The following is a 19,705-nucleotide window of genomic DNA, read 5'->3' as shown; positions in this document are numbered from 1 at the left end:
TCTGGATGAGATTCTTATGTCGCGGTCGAGTTGAAGTTATCACGTTGAATGTCGCTGGCAAGCTCTTCGTCGCTTTCTGATTGTCGCTCCGCGGCAATCACCGTCGAGGTTTTGATTGTCGCAAAAGATGCCGGTCGTCCGCGTTGGCGTTTTTCCTCCAGCGCCGTTCTTCGCCGGTAGCTTTCGACATTCATCTCGAAGATCGTAGCGTGATGAACAAGCCGGTCGACCGCTGCGAGTGTCATGGCAGGATCTGGGAAGACCCGGTTCCACTCTCCAAATGGCTGGTTTGCGGTAATCAAGACCGATCTGTGCTCGTAGCGTGCCGATATCAGCTCGAAGAGCACGCTCGTTTCGGCCTGATCCTTGGTGACGTAGGCGAGATCATCGAGGATGAGCAAGTCGAACTTGTCGAGTTTGGCGATAGCAGATTCGAGCTGCAGTTCCCTGCGCGCGACCTGTAGCTTTTGCACGAGGTCGGTTGTTCGGGTGAATAGCACGCGCCATCCATTCTCGATAAGTGCGAGGCCGATAGCGGCAGCGAGATGGCTCTTTCCTCCACCGGGTGGGCCGAACATGAGGATATTGGCACCTTTGGCGAGCCAACTGTCGCCAGCGGTAATTGCCATGACCTGGGCCTTTGAGACCATGGGCACGGCGTCGAAAGCGAAGCTATCCAGGGTCTTTCCAGGTGGCAGGTGTGCCTCAGCGAGATGCCTTTCAATCCTGCGGTGGGCACGCTCGGCCAATTCGTGCTCGGCGATGGCCGATAGGAAGCGTGCGGCCGGCCATCCTTCTCGATCGGCCTGTTCGGCAAATTGCGACCATAGAGTCTTGATTGTCGGCAGTCGGAGTTCGTTGAGCATGATGCCGAGCCGCGCTTCATCGATGACATGAGCGTTCTTCATGCTGCTTCTCCTGTCCCGATCAAGGCCTCGTAGCCATGAAGCGATGCGAGTTGGACATGGACGGTCGGCAATTTGGCTGGATCGGGACCGAAGAGCGCTTGCATTGCAGCCAGATCGGGCAGATCTCCGGCATCGAGTGTCGTGGCCAATTCTTCGGCAAGTTCGCGCTCGCAGCCGCGATCATGCGCCAGCGCCAGAAGCTCGACGGTGATCTTGCAGGCCTGCTTGTCGGGAAGATGCTCGATGAGTGTCTCGTAGGCTCTGCGGTATTCCTGCCGTGGAAAGAGCTTGTCACGATAGACGAGACCACGCAGCGCCATCGGCTTTTTGCGCAGGGAATGGATGATGTGGTGGTAATTGACGACCTGATCATGCCGCCCGTCGGCATGGCCACGTCCCCTGCGCAGCGTCATCAGGTGCGTACCCCCGACAAAGACATCAAGCCGATCGTCGAACAAGCGCACCCGAAGTCTATGCCCGATGAGGCGGGACGGCACGGTGTAGAACACCTTGCGCAAGGTAAAGCCGCCGGTGCGAGATACCGTCACGACAACCTCTTCGAAGTCCGTGGTCCGGCGCTCGGGCAGCGCCTGCAAATGGGACCGCTCGGCATCGATACGCTTGCCATGGGCGGCGTTGCGCCGGCTGACAATCTCGTCGACAAAGGCGCGGTAAGAGCTGAGATCAGCGAATTCCCTGGTACCGCGCATCAGCAAGGCATCACGAACAGCATTCTTGAGATGGCCATGGGAGCTTTCGATCGAGCCGTTCTCATGTGCGATGCCCTTGTTGTTGCGCGTCGGCGTCATGCGATAATGGGCACACAGTTCGTCATAGCGATTTGTCAGGTCGACCTTGGCATCGGCATCGAGGTTGCGGAAGGCGGCCGACAGACTGTCGCTGCGGTGATAAAGGGGCGCGCCCCCCACAGACCACAGGGCGTTCTGCAACCCTTCTGCCAGCGCAACGAAGCTCTCGCCGCCGAGAATGACATGAGCATGCTCGAACCCAGACCAGACAAGCCGGAAGTGATAAAACAAATGATCGAGCGGCTGGCCGGCGACTGTGATGCCGAGGCTGCTCATGTCAGTAAAATCCGAAAGGCCCAGCCGACCAGGTTCATGCGTCTGGCGGAAGATGACCTCCTGGGCCTCACCGTGAACAGCACGCCAGGACCGGATGCGACGCTCGAGCGTGCGGCGGATACCTTCGGGCAGTTCTGGATGCCGCCGTAGCATCTCGTTGAAAACGGCCACGGCGCGGATGCCCGGTGCTGCTTTGAGGAGCGGAACAACTTCCGTATCGAATATCGGCTCAAGCGGATCAGGACGACGACGCCCGCGTGGTGCTTTGCTTTGGGATGGAAGTTGCGTCTCCTTATCGAGACGATAGGCCGTGGCCCGGCTGATCGACGCTTTTGCAGCGGCGACCTCTACTGAATGCATTTGTCGATACTTCATGAATAATCTCATCTGATGATCGGTTACATGACGACCCGGCACAAACTGGTTCTCCAATCCAGAAAACCTGAAATGTATCGGACCGACCGCGATCATGAGACGTCGAAAATCTGCGCCGCGCCGGGATATGACTACGGTCGGGCTACGCCCTCTCTCCGTCACACCCCGGCGCGAGTCTCATCCTGATTGACGCTGAATCTCACCTTGATTGTCGCTACGCAGTTCGGACCAAGCCGTTCCCCAAAGCTTTCGAGCGTCTGCCCGTCTACACCAGCTGCTCCCTGATTGGCGTTCACATGCTGGAACGCCTCCCAGATCTCTCTCTTCTCAATTGTAAACGGTCTTGCCTCTGTCATCCAGCTCATCCTGTTACCAGTTGGCCAGTGGCAGCGGCTGAACACCACAGCCCCTTTGGTCCAGCACCATTACAGCGCCTTCAACCCTACTACGAGCTGTTCTGTCCCTGTGCCCCGCATCGGTACTCTGGCCCTTTCGGGGGCTGCCCGATCGGTCCTCTCCCTTGGCATCGGGACGACAGGTTCTCCTGTTCCGCAAAAGAGCCTGACCCAGATTCACGCCGCCTTCGAGCCGGATGCCGTGTGGGCCGGACTTCAGGGCACCGCCCATACTCATCCCGGGATGACCACCACCCCCGGTTCTGACATCAACCATACGCTTTCGGCAGTTCATCGACGGTTCGCTTTCGCTCGTCTCTCTGGATCTTACCTGACGGGATCATGTCCCGCCGTTTCCACAACGCTCACCACCATCGCTCTTTACGACAGCAGCTTGTGGTGGTTTGGGATCGGCTCCTGATCGCCGAACCCGAGGGGCCCACCCTCATCTCTCTTGCAGTTACGTACCTCCTTTCCATGTTGGTACTCAGGACACACGGTGATCGTCGAACTTCGAGACCAGGATATAGGCCAGAAGCCCGGCACCCGCCATACTACCCGGTATCGGGCGGCTGGGCGCAGGTACCTGCACCATTCTCTCACAGCAACGGCACGACTTTTTTGGTCGGGCGATCTCGATGTCCTTCATCGTGGCTGCGATCATGTCGAGGATTTCGCTGACATCCTCTGCGACAAGGCGCAATTCTCCGCCGCAGGCAGGACAACAATGACCGGGATCCAGTTCCCGGCGTTCGCGAACGGCATTTTCCGACACGCGCGGACGCCGACGCAGTGGCCGGGACTGTGAAGTTTCCTCCGAAACGCAAGCCGTCTCGTCTTCAAGCTCTTCGACGGGCGCAGTCTCGTGTTCGGCACTGGCAATCAACAGATCCTCCAGCGCCAGTTCCAGTTGCGCGATTTCCCGTTCGATCTTTTCAGAAGACTTGCCGAAGACCTGTTTCTTCAGCCGGGCAATGCGTAGCCTCAAGCCCTGAATGAGGTGGTCATGCGCCTTCAACGCCGCCAACATCTTCGCATTCTCCGCCTGCAAGGCGGTGATCATCGCCTTCAGAAAGGCTGGATCATCAGAAAGAGTTGAGCGCGCATTCGACATGATCCTGACTAGCATAAGTCAGGACAGAACACCATAAAAACAAGTAGTTTCAGTAAGATAAAATCAACCGACACGTGCCGGCGGAGCACCCCAGTCCGGACGTCTCCAGTCTATTCCTTCCCATAGCATCGCCAGTTGGGCTGCTGTCAGTCGAGCCGTCCCATCGGCCGCTGAAGGCCAGGGGAAACGGCCTTTCTGCAGAATTTTATAGTAAAGGCAAAATCCCTGGCCATCAAAATACAGCAGCTTCACCCGATCACCACGCCGCCCACGAAAGGCGAAGACAGCTCCACCTGTCGGCTTCTGGCGCAAGACATCCTGCGCCAACATCGAAAGGCCCTCAATGCCCTTCCTCATATCTGTGACGCCGCAGGCCAAGTAAACCCGAACGCCGGTGCCCGGTCCAATCATGCCTGTTCCACCGCCCGGATCAGCCGCGTCAGAACCGCACCTTCCACTCGGCTGCCAAAACAAAGACGGCGGCCGCAGCGCAAGTGCAATTCAATCATGGAGGGCGAAGCATCAAGGGCATCGTTCACCGCGCCACCGATCTGCTCGCTACTCATCTCAATAGGAAGAAATACGGCTTCCTGTGAGGAGAGCAGAAGCCCCTTCTTCTTCAGTTCCCGTCGCCAGGAGTAAATCTGCTGGCGGGTCACATCGTACTTCTGCGCCACATCCGTCACTGTCGCGCCGTCGATCCCAATCGACATCACGATGTCCAGTTTCTTCTGATCTCCCCAGCGACGACGCCGTTCCGCGCCAAGAACTTCAACTCGCATCCAATCCTCGCATAAGACACGTCGCTAACGACGTCGTTAAACACGTGTCTTATGCCAAAATTACGAACTCAGGCAGGCGGTAGCAATCGGGATGGTGTGGTTGCCGCCCTCCCCAGACGGCATCGCAGTGTGCCAAGGTGATGATGTTGATGGCCACCATACGGAGAGGACGGCAAGATGAAGGATACTATGATTGGAGTGGACCTGGCAAAGAGCGTTTTCGTGCTTCACGGTGCGTCAATGTCGGGGAAGCAGATGTTTCGCAAGTAGCTTTCGCGACCCGGATTTTTGAAGTTTATGGCTGAACAAGCTCCGGCTGTAGTCGTGATGGAAGCTTGCGGTGGTGCCAACTACTGGGCTCGGGAAATGGTGAAGCTCGGTCACGAAGTCATGCTGATTGCTCCGCAGTATGTGCGCCCCTTCGTGAAGCGCCAGAAGAATGATGCAGCGGACGCAGAAGCGATCGTGATCGCAGCGCAGCGTCCAGAGATGCGTTTCGTTGAGCCAAAATCCGAAGAACAGCAAGCCCGCGCAGTACTGTTTCGAGCCCGCGAGAGGCTGGTACACCAGCGGACAGAACTGGTGAACGCATTGCGTGGAGTACTCTACGAATTTGGGTATTGTGTTCCGCAGGGAATCGGCCATCTCAAGCGGATCAAGACCATCCTTGATGAACCGAACAGCGATCTACCTGCCTTGGTTCGCGAGGAATGCCAAGATATGCTGACGCAGATCGCCGAAATATCGGCACGTATCGATACCCACACGAAGACGGTGAAATGTCTGGCGGAAGAAACCGACAAAGCCCGCCGGCTGCAGACGATGCCCGGCATCGGGCCGATTACAGCACTTGCTGTCGAAGCTTTCGCTCCAGAAATGACAAACTTCCGCCGGGGTCGTGATTTTGCTGCATGGCTAGGGCTCGTTCCACGTCAACACTCGTCCGGCGGCAAGGAACGGTACGGGCGAGTGTCGAAGGCTGGTCAAGCCGATATCCGCAATCTCCTGATCATCGGCGCCATGTCGCGACTGAACTGGTTGGGACGCAGATCTGTACCCGAAGGCTCGTGGCTCGCGCGTATGATGGCGAGGAAGCCGCGGATGCTGGTTGCGATCGCATTGGCTAACAGGATGGCGCGGCAGATATGGGCCATGCTGACAAAGAACGAGGACTATCGGGATCCGGCGCAGGCGGCGGCTGTATAAACGTCATGCAGTTAGCAACCTGACGCTGAGGTGGGGTGTAAGAAGTCAGCGACCAGAATGGGCAAATGATCGAATAGATCTGGACCGGAGAAACCAGCGTAACCGCCAGAGCTCACCAGCTCGGAATCGGGATTGGGTCCAGTCCGCAGATCACCATACCGGCCAGCGGCCTCTGAACCGCAAACAAAGGCCTGACAGAGGTGCGCACTCGATCACTCACCAGAAAGGTCAAAAACCTCTTGCAAAACGGGCGGCAACCACAGAGGCCGTTACGTTGTTCGCTACTCACCGCAGATTGCTGCTCAGGCACAAAAACGTAAAAAGCCAACAGCCAGTTCCTGGCGTGTTGACGAGACATATATCAAGGTCAAAGGCAAATGGACTTATCTCTATCGGGCGGTTGATCGTAACGGTCAAACCCTTGATTTCATGCTCTCTGAGCGCCGAAATCTCAGTGCCGCAAGGCGTTTCTTCAAGAAGGCCATCGTAAACAATGGTGTTCCACACAAAATAGTCATTGATAAAAGCGGAGCCAATTTGGCTGGAGCTCAGGCTATAAACAACATCCTGAAAATCACTGGTACAGCTAAGGCGATTGAAATCCTGCAGGTTAAGTATCTGAACAATATCCTTGAGCAAGATCATCGTTTCATCAAGAGGCTTACCAAGCATATGTTAGGCTTCAAAGCTTTTCATTCAGCCTCAGCGACAATCGCAGGCATCGAAGTGGCTCACATGATCCGCAAAAACCAATTCGTAAATGACAATAGTTCATCATTCAAAGTCTTTGCCGAACTCGCAGCATAACTGTGCCTGCAGATAAGCACGTTTATATCCTGTTCAAAATTTTGCGACATAACCCTGCTCGATCCAGCCCAATTCAACCGATGACAGACTATCCAGAATACTGGGGAATGCCTTGGAATAGACCGGATTGCGATAACGGCTCTTGCCAAGCTTACGGTTTGATCGGCTCACATGGATACCGTGATCCCGCTTGAACAGCCGATGATGCATCAGGTCGCACAGAACGGCCTCTATGGTGCGCTCGAAGGTTTCCTGATCGTCGGCTTTGCGCTTCCTTGTACGCAGCCTCTTGTACGCCTCAAAATGCTCGACCATCCGTATGGCTTCGCTGATAATGTCTCTCGCATCGTCAGACGCCGCCACCCGCCAAGGATTGAACATTCTGTCACGGCCTTGCTCAGCACCGCCATGCTCATCATCAGCGTCAATATCAGCATCAGCGTCAGCGCCGGTGTCAGCACCCGCATCTTCGTCAAACTGCCATTCAGCGCCAGCGTCCTTCACACCACCATCATTCCCGTTCTGATCCTACCTGACAGCATGGTTACAACGCGGCGCGTTCACTTACAAGTCCCCAATAATCCTTACGGGTCCTCAATATCGACACACTCAAAGATCACCGATACGCGAATAAGAGCCGGATATTGTCCCATTCCCCCTACTGTGTGCCTTATTGGAGACGCTAAAGTTTGATCAAGCCACCCCTCAGGCCCCTTCCGGTTCCCATAAGGCCAGCACCTTCTCAGCCGCTGCGGGGTCCTTCCTGATCCTGATCACAGTCTGGCGTGTCAGCCCGGTAGCCGCCGCTATAGCCGATGCACCGGCACCGTTTGACAACATGTCCTGCACCGTCGCGAGCATCGCCCGATCATAGCTAGGCTTCCGACCAAGATACTTTCGCTCATCCTGCTTGGCGGCTTCGATACCGGCCCTCTGCGCCGCTTTGGTGGCTTCCGCCTGTGCCTGTGCAGTTGCCGCCATGAAAGCAATCAGCGCGTCACGTACGGCCATCTGAACGGGGTCCGTGGTGGCACCATCGAATGTCATGCTGTTGATGACCGTGCGAATGATGACGCCTTGCCGCATAAAGTGCCTGATCGTGTCCGTAACGTCCTGATAGTTGCGCCCCAGTCGATCCACCCACCGGACAACAAGCGTGTCGCCCCGGCGCAGCATATCAAACAAGCGCCTGCCTTCCGGCCTGTCCCTCAGCGCCGTATGCACACCTGAGACACCATGATCGGCAATCACCTGATCAATGACAAAGCCTGCGGCCTCCGCCTGTGTCTTCTGATGCGAAAGGTTCTGATCTTCCGTCGATACGCGAGCATATAGAACAGTCTGCATATGGTGCCTCTTGGGTGTACGTTTGACTTATGTCCATTGGATTGCATGACCGTAGATCATTGTTAACCCTTACGTACACCTTAAAGGACACTTCCATGTATGTACGTTAGGCTACACCCCATTGGACACCCCCCTACTGTACGCCCAGTTCAAGGTTGCACGCCCACTACAACTAAAGTAGTGTTCCAAAATGGAACAGTAGGGGGCGCTAGAATGAAGTACAGCGGGAAACTGGTCTATGAAGCCGTGTATCATGCGGTAAGAACGACTGGCACACTCAAAGAACCCTTCACGTCTCTTGACGTGCGCCGCGTGTGTCCCGGCTGGGCTTATCCAAGGTACTTCGCATTCCTTGCCGACCACTGCGACGACAATCAACCCGTAGACAGCGCCCTGTTCATCCGTGTCGGTCGCGGCCTATACCGCCTTCCTGATCGCGATCATTACCTACCCGCAGCCTCATCATCAAAACTCTCCCGCACCACAGATTGAAACCCGCCCCTGCCTGCGTTGCTCGCATCAAGGACAAGCGATCCTGTCCAGTCCTGCGAACCCACCGGCTTGCATCCGGTCCCGTTTGGATGCTCATTCAGATTGCGCAAAAGGCGACGTTAAAGGAAACGGGCGGGGGCTAAGGGGGGAATTGCGCGATTTCCTTATATCAGATGGGTCGCGCAGATAATTATTCCAGAATTTCTAGGCGGGATCGCGGGAACACTCGCAAGGTGGCCGTTGCGGATCAATAGTGAAGCAGCTATAAACCTTGTCGGAACAGCTTGTCGAAATGGCATGCTCGTTGTCGGAGAAAGCCACTAACCCCTTGATATTATTATCAGGTGAGAATTTGGTGGTGGGACACTCGCCCGCCACCGACAGTAGCATGAATGAGCGCAAAAATGTAGAATCAACTACTTAAGTGAAAATGTTGATGTTTTCTGAGTAATAACAAGATAGCAATCGAAATGCATTTAAAATTAGAGGCAAACGGTAGAGTCGGCTTTGCGTTCGCATTGTCAATTGGCGTTTTTTTTGTTCTGCGCTATTTTCCTGCGGGCTTCATTACGGGGACATCTTCGTACTGGTTGACCGAGGTCGAAGATGTCACCCAGTACTTCGCTGGGTTCAACGCCTTCTTCAATGCGCCATTTAGCTACCCATTGCTGGCATTCGACAGCATCAACTATCCGCAAGGCACCCGTGCCACCTTTGTCGACGCGATCCCGCTGTACGCGTTTTTGTTAAAGGTGTTCGTACCCTCCAGCTTCGCGCCGTTCAACCCGTTCGGGGTGTGGGTGGCTCTCTCTTTCATCGGCCAGGCCGTATGCGGCTGGTGGATCTTGCGTGAATTGCAGGTGCGTTCCTGGTTAGCTCTGCTGGCGTTGGTGCTGTGCCTAGTGACCTTCCCGGCGCTGACTACCCGCTTGGGGCATATCTCGCTGATGACGCACTGGATCATCCTTTCCGCACTTGCCTTGTATGTCCGCAGCCGTCGCACCATAACGCCAGTGCGTCTGGGCTGGACGTTGCTTCTGATGTCGTCGTTCTACATCAATATTTACCTGTGTGTAATGGCCAGCGCCATCTATGTTGCCGGGCAGTTTCACCAGCCGTCGTGGCGCGCCCCGCGTGAACTGGCACGTGCTGCCATCCCCTTCGTATTGATCGGTGCAAGCCTGTTCCTGACCATCTTACCCATGGAACAGGTAGAGGTGGCACGGGAGACTGGTTTCGGCTTCTATTCGATGAACTTACTGTCGCCGTTCAATGGCGGTAAGTACATAAAGTTTCCCAACCCTGAAATGCCCGGGCAATACGAAGGTTTCAACTATCTGGGCCTTGGCGTGCTGCTGGCGTTCACGCTTGCCTGGGTACTGAACCGCAGCGCGCCCCAGAGCAGCTTTGCCAGGCACCGGGCACTGACTTGGCTGATGTTCCTGTTCACTGCCTACGCACTGTCAGACACCATCTACTTGGGTGTGCATGAAATTGTCTCGCTTCACTACCCGTCGTTCATGGACATCATCACCTCCCAGTTCCGTGCATCGGGTCGCTTCTTCTGGCCTGTGGGCTATTGCGTAGTGGTATTTGCCATTGCGAGCCTTTATAGGCACTTGGGAAGCAAAGTGTTCGCTGCCAGCATGCTAGTGCTAATTGTTCTACAACTGAACGACCTGTCCAATTTGCGCCACCGCTTGGTCGAAACGGCCAAGCGCCCCGCTACCGCCGTGCTGACCCGGCCAGCCTGGGACCAGCAACTGACCGCCAATATCGAGTATCTGTACTTTTTCCCCAAGTTCCGTTGCGGTCGGGGAGACCAGGTACTTAACACGCTGATGCCGACCATGCGCTATGCGTCCTTGCATAACCTGAAAATCAATACTGGATATGTAGCTCGGGCAGCCTCTAACTGCGCTGCTGAAAGCATCCAAACAGAAATTGCTGGCTCCAAAATGGCTAATTCGCTGTATGTGTTCAACCGAGGTGACTTCCCTCAAATGACACAGGTAAAAGCGTTGTTCCCGACGGACCGGCAACCTGCATGTACAGAAATAGATTTCGCCCATGTCTGCAGCCTCCAGCAAATAGGGGAGTGAAGCTCTATGAACAATTCTCCCAAGCGTAAAGTTTCCCTGGTCTCGCCGTTCTATAATGAAGAAAAGGGTGTGCAAGCGTTCTTTGCCCGGATCAATGAAGTGTTCGCACCACTTGCAGACCGCTACGAACTCGAAGTTGTCTGCATCAATGACGGTAGCCGTGACGGTACATATGATGAACTGGTCAAGGCCAAAGCGGCAAACCACTACATCACCGTTATCGACCTGTCGCGCAACTTCGGTAAGGAAGCGGCTATCTCCGCTGGCCTCGATTTTGCCACCGGTGACGCGGTAGTACCCATTGATTCTGATCTGCAGCACCCTCCAGAGGTCATCCTCGAACTGATCCAGAAGTGGGAGGAGGGCATCGAGGTGGTGTTAGCCAAGCGGGTTGATCGTGACACCGACCATACCGTACAAAAGCTTACGGCAAACTGGTTCTACCGTGTGCACAACAAGATTTCCGACATCGAAATCCCTGCTGATGTCGGTGATTTCCGCTTGATGGACCGCAAGGTCGTCGAAGCCTTGAAAACCCTGCCTGAAACCAGACGCTTCATGAAAGGCCTGTTTGCCTGGGTGGGTTTCCGTACCGCAACCGTGGAGTACAAAGTAGCGCCACGTGAGCACGGCAATTCCAGCTTCAATACCTGGAAACTGTGGAACTTTGCCATCGAGGGCATCACCAGTTTCAGCAGTGCCCCGCTGCGCATTTGGACGTACCTCGGCTTTGCATTGTCGTCGTTGTCGCTCTTGTATGCCGTCTATTTGCTAATTAAAACCATCTTCTTCGGTGCAGACACGCCGGGTTTCGCTTCTATTATGATCACTCTTTTGTTCGCCAGTGGCGTTCAGTTGATCGGCATTGGTGTGTTGGGGGAATACGTTGGGCGAATATTTGCCGAGTCGAAAAGGCGGCCAGTGTACATCGTGCGTAATGTGATCAAGTGATCAACTTAGTCCCCCAGCGTTACCACGAATTCATCCGCTTCGGTCTGGTGGGCGTGAGCAATACTGCAGTACATGCCGCGATTGTGGTCGCGCTCATGGAGTTGCTAGCCCCGCCGGCCTTCGTTGCCAATGGTGTGGCATTCATGTTTGCCAACGTGATGTCGTATATCCTTAACAGCCGTTTCACCTTCCGCACTCCCTTAAGCTTTCGTGGTTACCGGCGCTTTCTGCTGATCTCCCTGGTGTCGTTGGGGCTTACCCTGATCTTCACCTCGCTGGTTGAATACCTGGGAGGGCATTACGCATTTGGCTTGCTGATGGTGATTTTTGTGGTCCCAGTGCTCAACTACATGGTGATGAAGATCTGGGCATTCACCCCCGCAAGCTAGGATCTGTTGACGTTTTGCGGTTGGGTATTGATGGAAAAGTGCAAATCCGCAGAATTGGGGTTCTTACACCAGTAACCCTGCAGGCTTGCAATGTCCCGATTGATACTCAGTGATGGACTTTGGTCGAAGCTGGAAAAATTCTGATCGACGGAGAGGCTGTACTTTGCAACGATGGCGCTGCGGTCTACGCCAATTTTGCCCGCCTCCAGAGTATCAATCACCATGTTGTCCACTCCCGCACTGGTCAGCGCGTACGCCAAGGCGCATTCATATCCAGAGCGTTAATGCCTTCCACAGCCGCCTGAAAAGCAGGATGACCCACTTCACGGCGTTGCCATTCGCTACCGCCCGAACCATCTGGGCTGACGCCGTATGCTTGAGGGCTACCAGCAGCGCATTCAGCGGGCTCGCTGCATCCTGGGGGCAAATGGACGCACGATGCAACACGCTATTGGGACATAGCCATTTTCTTTGCGAACCTCTGCGCCCACATGCTTCCCCAAGGAGTAGGCCGAGCCCTCTGCTCTTCTTCGACGAATCAGTCCCGGCAACCTCTTCCCCGCCGCCCACACCCACTTCATCAACTCTGCGGGGACACCTTCGTGCTCGCCACGGTTCACCTTCCGCCTCAGTGTCGAGCGCTGTAGCGCCCCAGCACCGAGGTTGAAGGTGAAAGACACCAGCGCATCGAACTGTCCGTCCGTCAATGGCACCGAGATCAGCCTCAGCACCGCTCGTTCGGCGATCCCCGCGTCTTTTCGCAGAAGTTCGGTGGCCTGTGCGGGCGTAATCCCCGCTGCGAACAACTCCCGCTCATGCGCCAGCACCACATGCCCGTAGCCGATGGTCGGGTAGCCGGCCGGGCAAATGTAAATGGTGGGACTGAAGCCTTCAAAGCGTTTGATCAGGCTCAACCCTTCTTCGGTGACATGACGCATCAGCCACCCCGGCGCATCTTGCTGATCTGACGGCTGCCGAACCAGAAGGACATTACGGCGGCAAACAACGCCTGGGTTTCTTCATCCCATGTGGTCTGCAGGGCTGCCGCCAGAGTGATCCCGTCGGTTTGCAGCAAAGTGGCCAAAGCCGAGACCTTCACCACGGCAAAGACCAGGAAGAAGGCGTAGGTAATGACCGGATGTAATGACCCAGCGGAACCTGCACAGGTCAGGCGGCTAATGCGAAGGCCTCAGCCGGGGTTTTCATGTTCAGCGCCTGGTGTGGGCGCCGATGATTGTAAAAGCGGATCCAGTCGCCAATGACGCGACTGGCATGCTGCAGAGATTCAAATCGGTGCCGATGGGCACATTGCTCTTTCAACGTTCGGATGACACGTTCCACCATGCCGTTTTGCTGCGGGCAATGCGGCGTGATGAATTCCTGGTGTCAATCAGCACCTCTTGTTGCCGAAGGACGGTTCCCGATGAAGACTGTCGCCGAAACTTTGGGCGTCTCCCGTTCCAACCTCATCGAGCGGTTGAAAGGTAGATCAAAGCCGCGCGGGTCCTATCATAAGGCCGAGGATGCGGAGCTCCTGCCCGTCATCCGCAGGCTGGTAGATGAGAGGCCAACCTATGGCTATCGGCGGATCGCCGCGCTCCTCAATCGCGAGAGGCGAGCCGCCGATAAGCCTGTCGTTAACGCCAAACGGGTCCATCGCATCATGGGCAACCACGGCATGTTGCTGGAGAAGCATACGGCCGTTCGCAAAGGCCGCATTCACGACGGCAAGGTCATGGTCATGCGCTCGAACCTGCGCTGGTGCTCAGATGGGCTGGAGTTCAGCTGCTGGAATGGCGAGGTCATTCGTCTCGCTTTCATCATCGACGCCTTCGACCGGGAGATCATTGCCTGGACGGTAGTCGCCAATGCGGGGATCTCCGGCTCCGACGTGCGCGACATGATGCTGGAGGCGGTCGAGACACGCTTCGGAGCAACGCGAGCTCCGCATGCTATCGAGCATCTCTCCGACAATGGCTCAGCCTATACAGCGCGGGACACGAGGTTGTTTGCCCAAGCGCTCAATCTGACGCCCTGCTTCACGCCGGTCGCCAGCCCCCAGTCGAACGGCATGTCAGAAGCATTCGTCAAAACCCTGAAGCGGGATTATATCCGCATATCAGCCCTACCGGACGCCGAAACTGCGCTCCGGCTCATCCACGGATGGATCGAAGATTACAACGAAATACATCCTCATTCCGCGCTCAAGATGGCTTCCCCTCGGCAGTTCATCAGGGCTAAATCAAACTAGCCGACCTGTCCGGTGAAATGGGGAGCACTCCACAGGTGGAGCTGTCTTCGCCTTTCGTGGGCGGCGTGGTGATCGGGTGAAGCTGCTGTATTTTGATGGCCAGGGATTTTGCCTTTACTATAAAATTCTGCAGAAAGGCCGTTTCCCCTGGCCTTCAGCGGCCGATGGGACGGCTCGACTGACAGCAGCACAACTGGCGATGCTATGGGAAGGAATAGACTGGAGACGTCCGGACAGAGGTGGTTTCTCTATTCGGCCTGCTAAAGTCAAGGGTAATCCGATACGCCGCTTCCACATCGCGATAGGCTGTCAAGTCCGGACGCCAGGCGGCAAGCAATCGAACCAGTTGCATGCGGGTCATGCGACGCAGCTGATCCCGCAACACGTCGGGCGCTGCGATGATCGTATTCTGGATTAATTGCAAGGCTATGCGCCGAGCGTTGACTGCCGTCTTTCGGCAAGCCTTTAAAACTCTGAGAGATTCCACCATGCCGTCCCGGCTTCGAGGTGTGACGGTTCGCCGTTCGGCAAAGGCGGCATGTGCCGCAGCCTGGGCATCGAGATCATCATTCTTACCCCGTCTTCGACGGTCGTGACGATCTGGTGTGGTAACTTCAAGGACCTCCACGCCCGCGGCCTGCATATATCGCAGCAGCCCAGCACCATAACTGCCTGTGCACTCGACACCGACGCGCTGCAACTCTCCGAATGTCCGCATCCAGGCAAGCATCAACCGATAGCCGTTACGGGTCGTCGGGAAACTGCGCGTCTCAAGAACGCGGTCGTAATCATCGACGACCGCTGCGACATGTAAATCCTTATGGGTATCGACGCCGCCGACAACATGACGCGCTGGCTTGTTCTTCTGTTCCATGCCGTAACCTCTGGAGTTTGACCGCTATCGCACGGCTCAACCACGGGCATATGCATGGACAGGACAGTCATGTGACCAACGCGGTCAGGCCCTTCTTGGGTCACAAGCAAACGCCGAGGCAAAGCCTCACCGCAAGGCGCTCCCGGGCGGCTGACAGGTCCAGGGAAAGACACGCTGGTCGATCGGAGTGTGGGTCAAGCCACACCTGGACGCCTTGCAGCGCCAGCCTACCAAGCGATCGATCGGTGTTTGAGACAAACCGCCCGGGAACTGGCTATCATCTTCTGACTATCTGTGTTGAAGATATCCGGCTTGCCATAGCGGGCCAGCGCTTCCTCAACCGCTTCGATGCAGAAGGCCGCTTCCATCGTGATCGACAGTCGCCACGATAAAACCTTGCGGCTGAACCAGTCCACGACGGCGCAGAGATAGACAAAACCACGCGCCATGGGGATATAGGTCAGATCCATTGCCCACACCTGGTTGGGCCGGGTGACCGCCAGCTTGCGCAGGAGATAGGGATAGATTTTGTGCCCTGGCGCTGGCTTCGAGGTGTTCGGGCGGCGATAGATTGCCTCAATGCCCATCTTTTTCATCAGCGTTGCGATATGAAGCCGCCCAGTTTCCAGCCCTTCTCCTCTCAAAAGCCCTTGCAACATCCGACTTCCGGCAAAAGGGTAGTCGAGATGCAGTTCGTCGATCCGCCGCATCAAAGCCAGATCGCTGTCCGACACTGATCGTGGAGAATAGTAGACGCTGCTACGGCTGAAGCCGAGAAGCCGGGCCTGCCTTGCAACCGACAGCTTGTGCGCGCGGTCAATCATTTTTTTCCGCCCAGCAATCCCGCCTTGCCGAGCGCACCGGATATCGTAGCGGGGACCGTGGCCCCAGTGGGGCCGCGTAAGCCCCAAGCGAAGCATCGTTCTCCAGCGTCAGTTCGCCGATTTTGGCATGAAGCGTTTTGACATCAACGGTTGGCCCTGTCGGTTCCGCCTTGTTCTCATCACCGAAAACGCCGGTCGCCCCCTCAAGGAGCTGGTCTTTCCACTGCTTAATCTGGTTGGCATGCACGTCGAACTGCTGGGACAATTCCACCAGTGTCTGCTCGCCTCGAATGGCGGCAAGCGCCACCTTTGCCTTGAAAGCCGGGCTGTGGTTCCGGCGTGGTCGTCTCGTCATGGTATCTCCTGTTCTCGGCATCTAAGCCGAAGTCAGGCAGAAATTCCACTTATCTCCGCTGTCCAGATTTCCCGAACCACCTCTCTCCATGTATTGAAAAACTAACAGTGTCAAATATTCACCTGTTATCAAAGCGCTCTTACCCTTATTTACTCTCCCAATACGCTTCCGCTCTGTTCTTACAGGCCCGTTTCACCGCTTGTCGCCTCGAAAACGGGCCGGTTTACCGAGCCTGTAGAAGCGGCTGAATGTACGCGCATATCCTTCGTCCGGGTTTATGTACCAGAGTTCGGAGGTTATGCCGTTAGGAACGATACGCCCCAGACGCGGATGACCCAGGAATGTGCCGACAAGGCATACGGCGTCCCGACGATCAAAATCCCAGTTGTCGATCAATGGCGCATCCGCCAGCTCCTTGGGATCTGGATCCTCACCATTGAGCAGGCGTTCGAGATCATGAACAAGCGCCTTGAGGGTCTTGATCTCTGTCGCGAGTCTTTCTCGGTTGAACGCGCCATCGTGTGCGATAATTGCCATGAGATATTCCTTTCATTGAATATGCGGGATCGTTCGCGTTCGAGCAGCCAAGCGCGTTTCTGGTAAATTCGGATTGTTGGTTGGGCTGGGCGTCGGTCGGGGAGACCACTCAGGCTGGACCGGGTGATCTCGTCTCGTAAGGCCTGCTATCCACTGCGCTCACCATGCTTGACCACTTTGCTGATCCTGTCGCTGGACGGCATCGTTGAGAATGGCAGTGACAGTTTCGCCTTCCAGAACGCCATGTTCGAGCAATGTCTCGGCAAGCATCCTGTGCGCTGCCTCGTAACGGACAAGTTCATGACGGGCGGCGTCATAGGCTTTTTGCAGCCGCTCATTGACACGGTTCGTTACAGGATGGTCCGCATGGAGCAGTTCCCCTCGTGCCACGCCGTCGCAAAACAGCAATGGCCGTTTTCTGGCAAAGCCGTATGTGGTTTCCATTGCCAGCGCCAGATCAGTTGCATTGGCGAGATCACTTCCCGGCCACATCCCGGAGCCGACAGAGACATCTCCAAGAACAAGCTCTTCCGCTGCCCTTCCCGCCAGCATCACGGCAAGATTGTCTTCGCAATCCTTTTCCAGCGGAATAAGCTTGCGACGCTCCATTGCCAAACCGAGCCCCACCTGTTCTTCAATGCTGAGCGTCAGCGGATGGCCGACTTGTAGCACATGACGGATGAGTGCATGGCCTGCCTCATGCACTGCCATGCGCCAGCGTTCTTCCGGCAGGAACAGTCTGCGATTGCCGGCAATGCCCTTTTCAATATCCGTCCAGGTAAGCTGGCGCTTCTTGCGGCGTGCCTGCTGGCGAGCCTGACGGACAATCCGCTCGATATCGGCTCCGGTCATGCCCTGTGCCTTTAACGCCAGAGAACGCAGATCGCACAAACTGCTGAGACGTTCATCTGATTTGCAAGCTGTCATCGCTGTTGCTCCGCCTGTCGTGTTTCCAGCACAGCTTCAAGATCAGCACCCAGATGATGCGCGAGAATGCCGACCAGTGCATCCGTGCCGGGTTTTGGTATCCGGACATGGGTTTCCATCCGTCCTGACCGTAACAATGCCTCATCAATATCGTCGGGCCGGTTGGTGGCGCCCACGATGACGATGCCTTCCTGTTTAACCGCGCCGTCCATCAACTCCAGGAACTGATTGACGACAGCATTCCAGTAATCCGCATAATCGCGGGACGAATCCTGACGTCGCCCGATGCTGTCGATCTCATCAATAAACAGAATGACCGGGGCATGAGACGCCGCTTCTTCAAAAGCACTCTTCATGCGTAGCAACACATCACCAAGATGGCCCATCCGCAGCCATGTTGCGATAGACGTTGCAAGGACAGGAATGCGCAGGCTGTTACACAGCGCCCGTGCAAAAGTGGTCTTGCCGGTGCCAGGCGGGCCAGACAGAAGCAGCCGTGTGCTGATGTCAGACCAGACGAGCGATCCTGACGTCCACAATGCAAGGTCTTCCTTGAGCGCCAGCGCCCAATCCACCGCCTCGCCATAGCCTGACAGGTTTTCCACGCATAGAGTTGATGTTCGACGTATGGCGCTCTCTGCGGAACCGACGTCACTGAAGTCATCATCGAGCGCTTCAGGTTCAATCAATCGACTGTCGGAAACAATCTTTCTGCCATGCCGACCGCGTTCTCCTGTCGAGAACGGGTTTTTGTCATCGGTCCTATCCGTCTTTTTATCTGCTTCTTTCTGCTTTTGCTTCTGCTCCTCCACCGGGCGTGCCTGCTTTCTCCCCTCCAATTCCCATTGGGCCAGCAGATAGGCGAAGGTTTCCTGGCGTGTGCTTGCTTCCCGGAACGAGTGTCTCAACTCTCGTAATGAATCGAGCGTGAATTCCTCGGGAAAAACGGTGTCGGCATCGTGTGCAGTCACTGTATCGAGCAGCCTGTTGAGAAGTGCGCCATCAAGTACGCCGGTGTCGAGGACAATATCTGCCGCTACTTTCAGCCCGACCGGAATCTCGTATTGCATATCAACGATACCGAGAAGCCATTCGCCGCGTGACAGTGCATCTCCAATGCTGTCTTCGTCGATCAATGCGAGTTTCTCAAACCCATCAGCATCGATAGTATTGATAATGACATCTGCCGGACGGAGGCGGCCCCTTGTCCGCTTTAACTGCCGGATCGTCGTCGTTCCCCAATGCTCAAGGGGCCGCACCACAACGTACCCGTGATAAAGCCGCTGTTCACTCAACATCCGGAGCAGAATATCTTCGAAGCCTTCGATATTGGTGCGTATAATGACAAGCCCGGATCGTCTGCGCGAAAGCTCCATCAAGTGGTTTTGCCCGAAACTCCCCTCTTCCAGAGCCCGTGCCAGCAGATGGCACACTGCAATTTCAGCAATATCGGGCTCGACACGAAAGCAGCGCAGGAGTTTCAAAAGATATGTTCGCTCTACCGGATAACAGAGCATGTCGGTCAGGAACATTGGAAATGACAGCGAAAGGGCAAACTGATCCTGCACGCTGGAAGCACTCAGATTGAAGCCCCCACCGAGATAAGCGTTCAAGACACGCAGATCATGAACCGGATGACCGGTCAGATGTAATACTGGTCGATCTGTATCACCCGGATCAGATGACTGTTCCGGCATATCGAAGCGCATCGCGAAAAATCCATCAATGTCGACTTCAGTGTGAGACAATAGATCAAGCTCGCAAAACACCTGTCGCACGTCGCGATACAAAGCATGTTTCAGGCGAGCAAGCAGATGCCGCCCAAGCCGGCTTGCGCCGGGTTGGTCAATGACCATCGAGATACCTCCGAATTATTGATTATGAACAGCTATCAGCGCATAACGCACAAAACCTTCCGGCTTACCCACCCGCATCAGGCGTCAGGATGCGAAGAGCCTAGCCGCCCAGCATTCAGCGGCTTCCA

Annotated in this window: 19 protein-coding genes and 7 pseudogenes; 9 read left to right on the top strand and 17 right to left on the bottom strand. The window is 55.7% G+C overall.

Going from position 1 to position 19,705, the window contains the following annotated elements:
• Window positions 1-14: 14 nt before the first annotated feature.
• From istB to ABDF71_RS04925, 3 genes are all read right to left on the bottom strand, one after another.
• Window positions 15-908, bottom strand: coding sequence for an IS21-like element helper ATPase IstB (istB, locus tag ABDF71_RS04935; RefSeq protein WP_500060852.1), 894 nt, complete (start codon window positions 906-908; stop codon window positions 15-17).
• A complete protein-coding gene (gene istA, locus ABDF71_RS04930) occupies window positions 905-2,410 on the bottom strand; it encodes an IS21 family transposase (RefSeq protein ID WP_500060850.1) in 1,506 nt (501 codons plus the stop codon). The genes istB and istA overlap by 4 nt, the downstream gene beginning before the upstream one ends.
• Window positions 2,411-2,526: 116 nt before the next feature.
• Window positions 2,527-2,724, bottom strand: a complete 198-nt coding sequence (locus ABDF71_RS04925) for a hypothetical protein (protein WP_500061194.1) — start codon at window positions 2,722-2,724, stop codon at window positions 2,527-2,529.
• Window positions 2,725-2,833: 109 nt separating this feature from the next.
• Here ABDF71_RS04925 and ABDF71_RS04920 point away from each other — a divergent pair, with 109 nt between their 5' ends.
• Complete coding sequence (locus tag ABDF71_RS04920; RefSeq protein ID WP_124916644.1) at window positions 2,834-3,184, top strand: hypothetical protein; 351 nt, start codon at window positions 2,834-2,836, stop codon at window positions 3,182-3,184.
• A 78-nt stretch (window positions 3,185-3,262) separates the two neighbouring features.
• Here ABDF71_RS04920 and ABDF71_RS04915 read toward each other — a convergent pair.
• The 3 genes and pseudogenes from ABDF71_RS04915 to tnpA form a co-directional block, all read right to left on the bottom strand.
• Window positions 3,263-3,877, bottom strand: a pseudogene (locus ABDF71_RS04915) (transposase domain-containing protein); the annotation flags it as partial.
• 63 nt (window positions 3,878-3,940) lie between these two features.
• The gene (gene tnpB / locus ABDF71_RS04910) at window positions 3,941-4,288 is read right to left on the bottom strand and encodes an IS66 family insertion sequence element accessory protein TnpB (protein ID WP_011982990.1); all 348 of its coding nucleotides are present in this window, start codon (window positions 4,286-4,288) and stop codon (window positions 3,941-3,943) included.
• Window positions 4,285-4,659, bottom strand: a complete 375-nt coding sequence (gene tnpA, locus ABDF71_RS04905) for an IS66-like element accessory protein TnpA (RefSeq protein WP_199224860.1) — start codon at window positions 4,657-4,659, stop codon at window positions 4,285-4,287. The genes tnpB (ABDF71_RS04910) and tnpA overlap by 4 nt, the downstream gene beginning before the upstream one ends.
• Window positions 4,660-4,836: 177 nt before the next feature.
• On the opposite strand from tnpA, the pseudogene ABDF71_RS04900 reads away from it, so the two are divergent.
• Both ABDF71_RS04900 and ABDF71_RS04895 read left to right on the top strand, forming a co-directional pair.
• Window positions 4,837-5,865, top strand: a pseudogene (locus ABDF71_RS04900) (IS110 family RNA-guided transposase).
• Between the two features lie 267 nt (window positions 5,866-6,132).
• Window positions 6,133-6,672: pseudogene (locus tag ABDF71_RS04895) on the top strand (IS6 family transposase); the annotation flags it as partial.
• A gap of 33 nt (window positions 6,673-6,705) precedes the next feature.
• Here the strand turns inward: ABDF71_RS04895 and ABDF71_RS04890 are convergent.
• Together ABDF71_RS04890 and ABDF71_RS04885 are read right to left on the bottom strand one after the other, a co-directional pair.
• Window positions 6,706-7,176 carry a hypothetical protein gene (locus ABDF71_RS04890; protein WP_500061191.1) on the bottom strand — a complete coding sequence of 157 codons (471 nt, stop codon included), beginning with the start codon at window positions 7,174-7,176 and terminating at the stop codon, window positions 6,706-6,708.
• A 201-nt stretch (window positions 7,177-7,377) separates the two neighbouring features.
• Complete coding sequence (locus tag ABDF71_RS04885; protein WP_500061189.1) at window positions 7,378-8,019, bottom strand: recombinase family protein; 642 nt, start codon at window positions 8,017-8,019, stop codon at window positions 7,378-7,380.
• A 213-nt stretch (window positions 8,020-8,232) separates the two neighbouring features.
• Here ABDF71_RS04885 and ABDF71_RS04880 point away from each other — a divergent pair, with 213 nt between their 5' ends.
• From ABDF71_RS04880 to ABDF71_RS04865, 4 genes are all read left to right on the top strand, one after another.
• Complete coding sequence (locus ABDF71_RS04880) at window positions 8,233-8,511, top strand: hypothetical protein (RefSeq protein WP_500061187.1); 279 nt, start codon at window positions 8,233-8,235, stop codon at window positions 8,509-8,511.
• Between the two features lie 470 nt (window positions 8,512-8,981).
• Window positions 8,982-10,613 (top strand): DUF6311 domain-containing protein, encoded by a 1,632-nt coding sequence (locus tag ABDF71_RS04875; RefSeq protein ID WP_500061185.1) that lies wholly within the window; start codon window positions 8,982-8,984, stop codon window positions 10,611-10,613.
• A gap of 6 nt (window positions 10,614-10,619) precedes the next feature.
• Window positions 10,620-11,564 (top strand): glycosyltransferase family 2 protein, encoded by a 945-nt coding sequence (locus tag ABDF71_RS04870; RefSeq protein ID WP_500061183.1) that lies wholly within the window; start codon window positions 10,620-10,622, stop codon window positions 11,562-11,564.
• Window positions 11,561-11,953, top strand: coding sequence for a GtrA family protein (locus tag ABDF71_RS04865; protein ID WP_500061181.1), 393 nt, complete (start codon window positions 11,561-11,563; stop codon window positions 11,951-11,953). The genes ABDF71_RS04870 and ABDF71_RS04865 overlap by 4 nt, the downstream gene beginning before the upstream one ends.
• Here the strand turns inward: ABDF71_RS04865 and ABDF71_RS04860 are convergent.
• The 4 genes from ABDF71_RS04860 to ABDF71_RS04845 all read right to left on the bottom strand — a co-directional run bounded on the left by ABDF71_RS04860 (window position 11,950) and on the right by ABDF71_RS04845 (window position 13,327).
• Window positions 11,950-12,177: a hypothetical protein gene (locus ABDF71_RS04860; RefSeq protein WP_500061179.1), complete on the bottom strand. Its 228-nt coding sequence runs from the start codon at window positions 12,175-12,177 to the stop codon at window positions 11,950-11,952. The two genes, ABDF71_RS04865 and ABDF71_RS04860, sit on opposite strands and share 4 nt — an antisense overlap.
• 174 nt (window positions 12,178-12,351) lie before the next feature.
• Window positions 12,352-12,891, bottom strand: a complete 540-nt coding sequence (locus ABDF71_RS04855; RefSeq protein WP_500061177.1) for a lysozyme — start codon at window positions 12,889-12,891, stop codon at window positions 12,352-12,354.
• Entirely contained in the window at window positions 12,891-13,055 is a 165-nt protein-coding gene (locus tag ABDF71_RS04850; protein ID WP_500061175.1) for a hypothetical protein, read from the bottom strand. Before ABDF71_RS04850 ends, ABDF71_RS04855 begins: the two co-directional genes overlap by 1 nt.
• Before the next feature lie 65 nt (window positions 13,056-13,120).
• Window positions 13,121-13,327: an integrase core domain-containing protein gene (locus ABDF71_RS04845; RefSeq protein WP_500061652.1), complete on the bottom strand. Its 207-nt coding sequence runs from the start codon at window positions 13,325-13,327 to the stop codon at window positions 13,121-13,123.
• A gap of 25 nt (window positions 13,328-13,352) precedes the next feature.
• Here ABDF71_RS04845 and ABDF71_RS04840 point away from each other — a divergent pair.
• Window positions 13,353-14,204, top strand: a pseudogene (locus ABDF71_RS04840) (IS3 family transposase); the annotation flags it as partial.
• A gap of 76 nt (window positions 14,205-14,280) precedes the next feature.
• Window positions 14,281-14,379, top strand: a pseudogene (gene tnpB / locus ABDF71_RS04835) (IS66 family insertion sequence element accessory protein TnpB); the annotation flags it as partial.
• Window positions 14,380-14,472: 93 nt separating this feature from the next.
• Here tnpB (ABDF71_RS04835) and ABDF71_RS04830 read toward each other — a convergent pair.
• The 5 genes and pseudogenes from ABDF71_RS04830 to ABDF71_RS04810 form a co-directional block, all read right to left on the bottom strand.
• Window positions 14,473-15,078, bottom strand: a pseudogene (locus tag ABDF71_RS04830) (IS110 family transposase); the annotation flags it as partial.
• 269 nt (window positions 15,079-15,347) lie between these two features.
• Window positions 15,348-16,257, bottom strand: a pseudogene (locus tag ABDF71_RS04825) (IS3 family transposase); the annotation flags it as partial.
• 192 nt (window positions 16,258-16,449) lie between these two features.
• The gene (locus ABDF71_RS04820) at window positions 16,450-16,794 is read right to left on the bottom strand and encodes a DUF6634 family protein (protein ID WP_500061173.1); all 345 of its coding nucleotides are present in this window, start codon (window positions 16,792-16,794) and stop codon (window positions 16,450-16,452) included.
• Window positions 16,795-16,953: 159 nt separating this feature from the next.
• Window positions 16,954-17,721: an ATP-dependent metallopeptidase FtsH/Yme1/Tma family protein gene (locus tag ABDF71_RS04815; protein ID WP_500061171.1), complete on the bottom strand. Its 768-nt coding sequence runs from the start codon at window positions 17,719-17,721 to the stop codon at window positions 16,954-16,956.
• Window positions 17,718-19,577 (bottom strand): AAA family ATPase, encoded by a 1,860-nt coding sequence (locus tag ABDF71_RS04810; RefSeq protein ID WP_500061169.1) that lies wholly within the window; start codon window positions 19,575-19,577, stop codon window positions 17,718-17,720. Before ABDF71_RS04810 ends, ABDF71_RS04815 begins: the two co-directional genes overlap by 4 nt.
• Window positions 19,578-19,705: the final 128 nt, after the last annotated feature.

This window comes from Ochrobactrum sp. WV_118_8, assembly GCF_039631535.1.
Lineage (GTDB): Bacteria > Pseudomonadota > Alphaproteobacteria > Rhizobiales > Rhizobiaceae > Brucella > Brucella anthropi.
The sequence above is the reverse complement of the archived record's forward strand: the minus strand, read 5'-3'. Positions and strand labels throughout refer to the sequence as shown.

Bases quoted from the DNA above. Each gene is read 5' to 3' on its own strand.
- tnpA (WP_199224860.1), bottom strand. From the start codon at position 4,659: ATGCGAGTTGAAGTTCTTGGCGCGGAACGGCGTCGTCGCTGGGGAGAT.
- ABDF71_RS04885 (WP_500061189.1), bottom strand. From the start codon at position 8,019: ATGCAGACTGTTCTATATGCTCGCGTATCGACGGAAGATCAGAACCTT.
- ABDF71_RS04820 (WP_500061173.1), bottom strand. From the start codon at position 16,794: ATGGCAATTATCGCACACGATGGCGCGTTCAACCGAGAAAGACTCGCG.
- ABDF71_RS04875 (WP_500061185.1), top strand. From the start codon at position 8,982: ATGCATTTAAAATTAGAGGCAAACGGTAGAGTCGGCTTTGCGTTCGCA.
- ABDF71_RS04925 (WP_500061194.1), bottom strand. From the start codon at position 2,724: ATGACAGAGGCAAGACCGTTTACAATTGAGAAGAGAGAGATCTGGGAG.
- ABDF71_RS04810 (WP_500061169.1), bottom strand. From the start codon at position 19,577: ATGGTCATTGACCAACCCGGCGCAAGCCGGCTTGGGCGGCATCTGCTT.
- ABDF71_RS04870 (WP_500061183.1), top strand. From the start codon at position 10,620: ATGAACAATTCTCCCAAGCGTAAAGTTTCCCTGGTCTCGCCGTTCTAT.
- ABDF71_RS04815 (WP_500061171.1), bottom strand. From the start codon at position 17,721: ATGACAGCTTGCAAATCAGATGAACGTCTCAGCAGTTTGTGCGATCTG.
- tnpB (WP_011982990.1), bottom strand. From the start codon at position 4,288: ATGATTGGACCGGGCACCGGCGTTCGGGTTTACTTGGCCTGCGGCGTC.
- ABDF71_RS04880 (WP_500061187.1), top strand. From the start codon at position 8,233: ATGAAGTACAGCGGGAAACTGGTCTATGAAGCCGTGTATCATGCGGTA.
- ABDF71_RS04855 (WP_500061177.1), bottom strand. From the start codon at position 12,891: ATGCGTCATGTCACCGAAGAAGGGTTGAGCCTGATCAAACGCTTTGAA.
- ABDF71_RS04860 (WP_500061179.1), bottom strand. From the start codon at position 12,177: ATGGTGATTGATACTCTGGAGGCGGGCAAAATTGGCGTAGACCGCAGC.
- istB (WP_500060852.1), bottom strand. From the start codon at position 908: ATGAAGAACGCTCATGTCATCGATGAAGCGCGGCTCGGCATCATGCTC.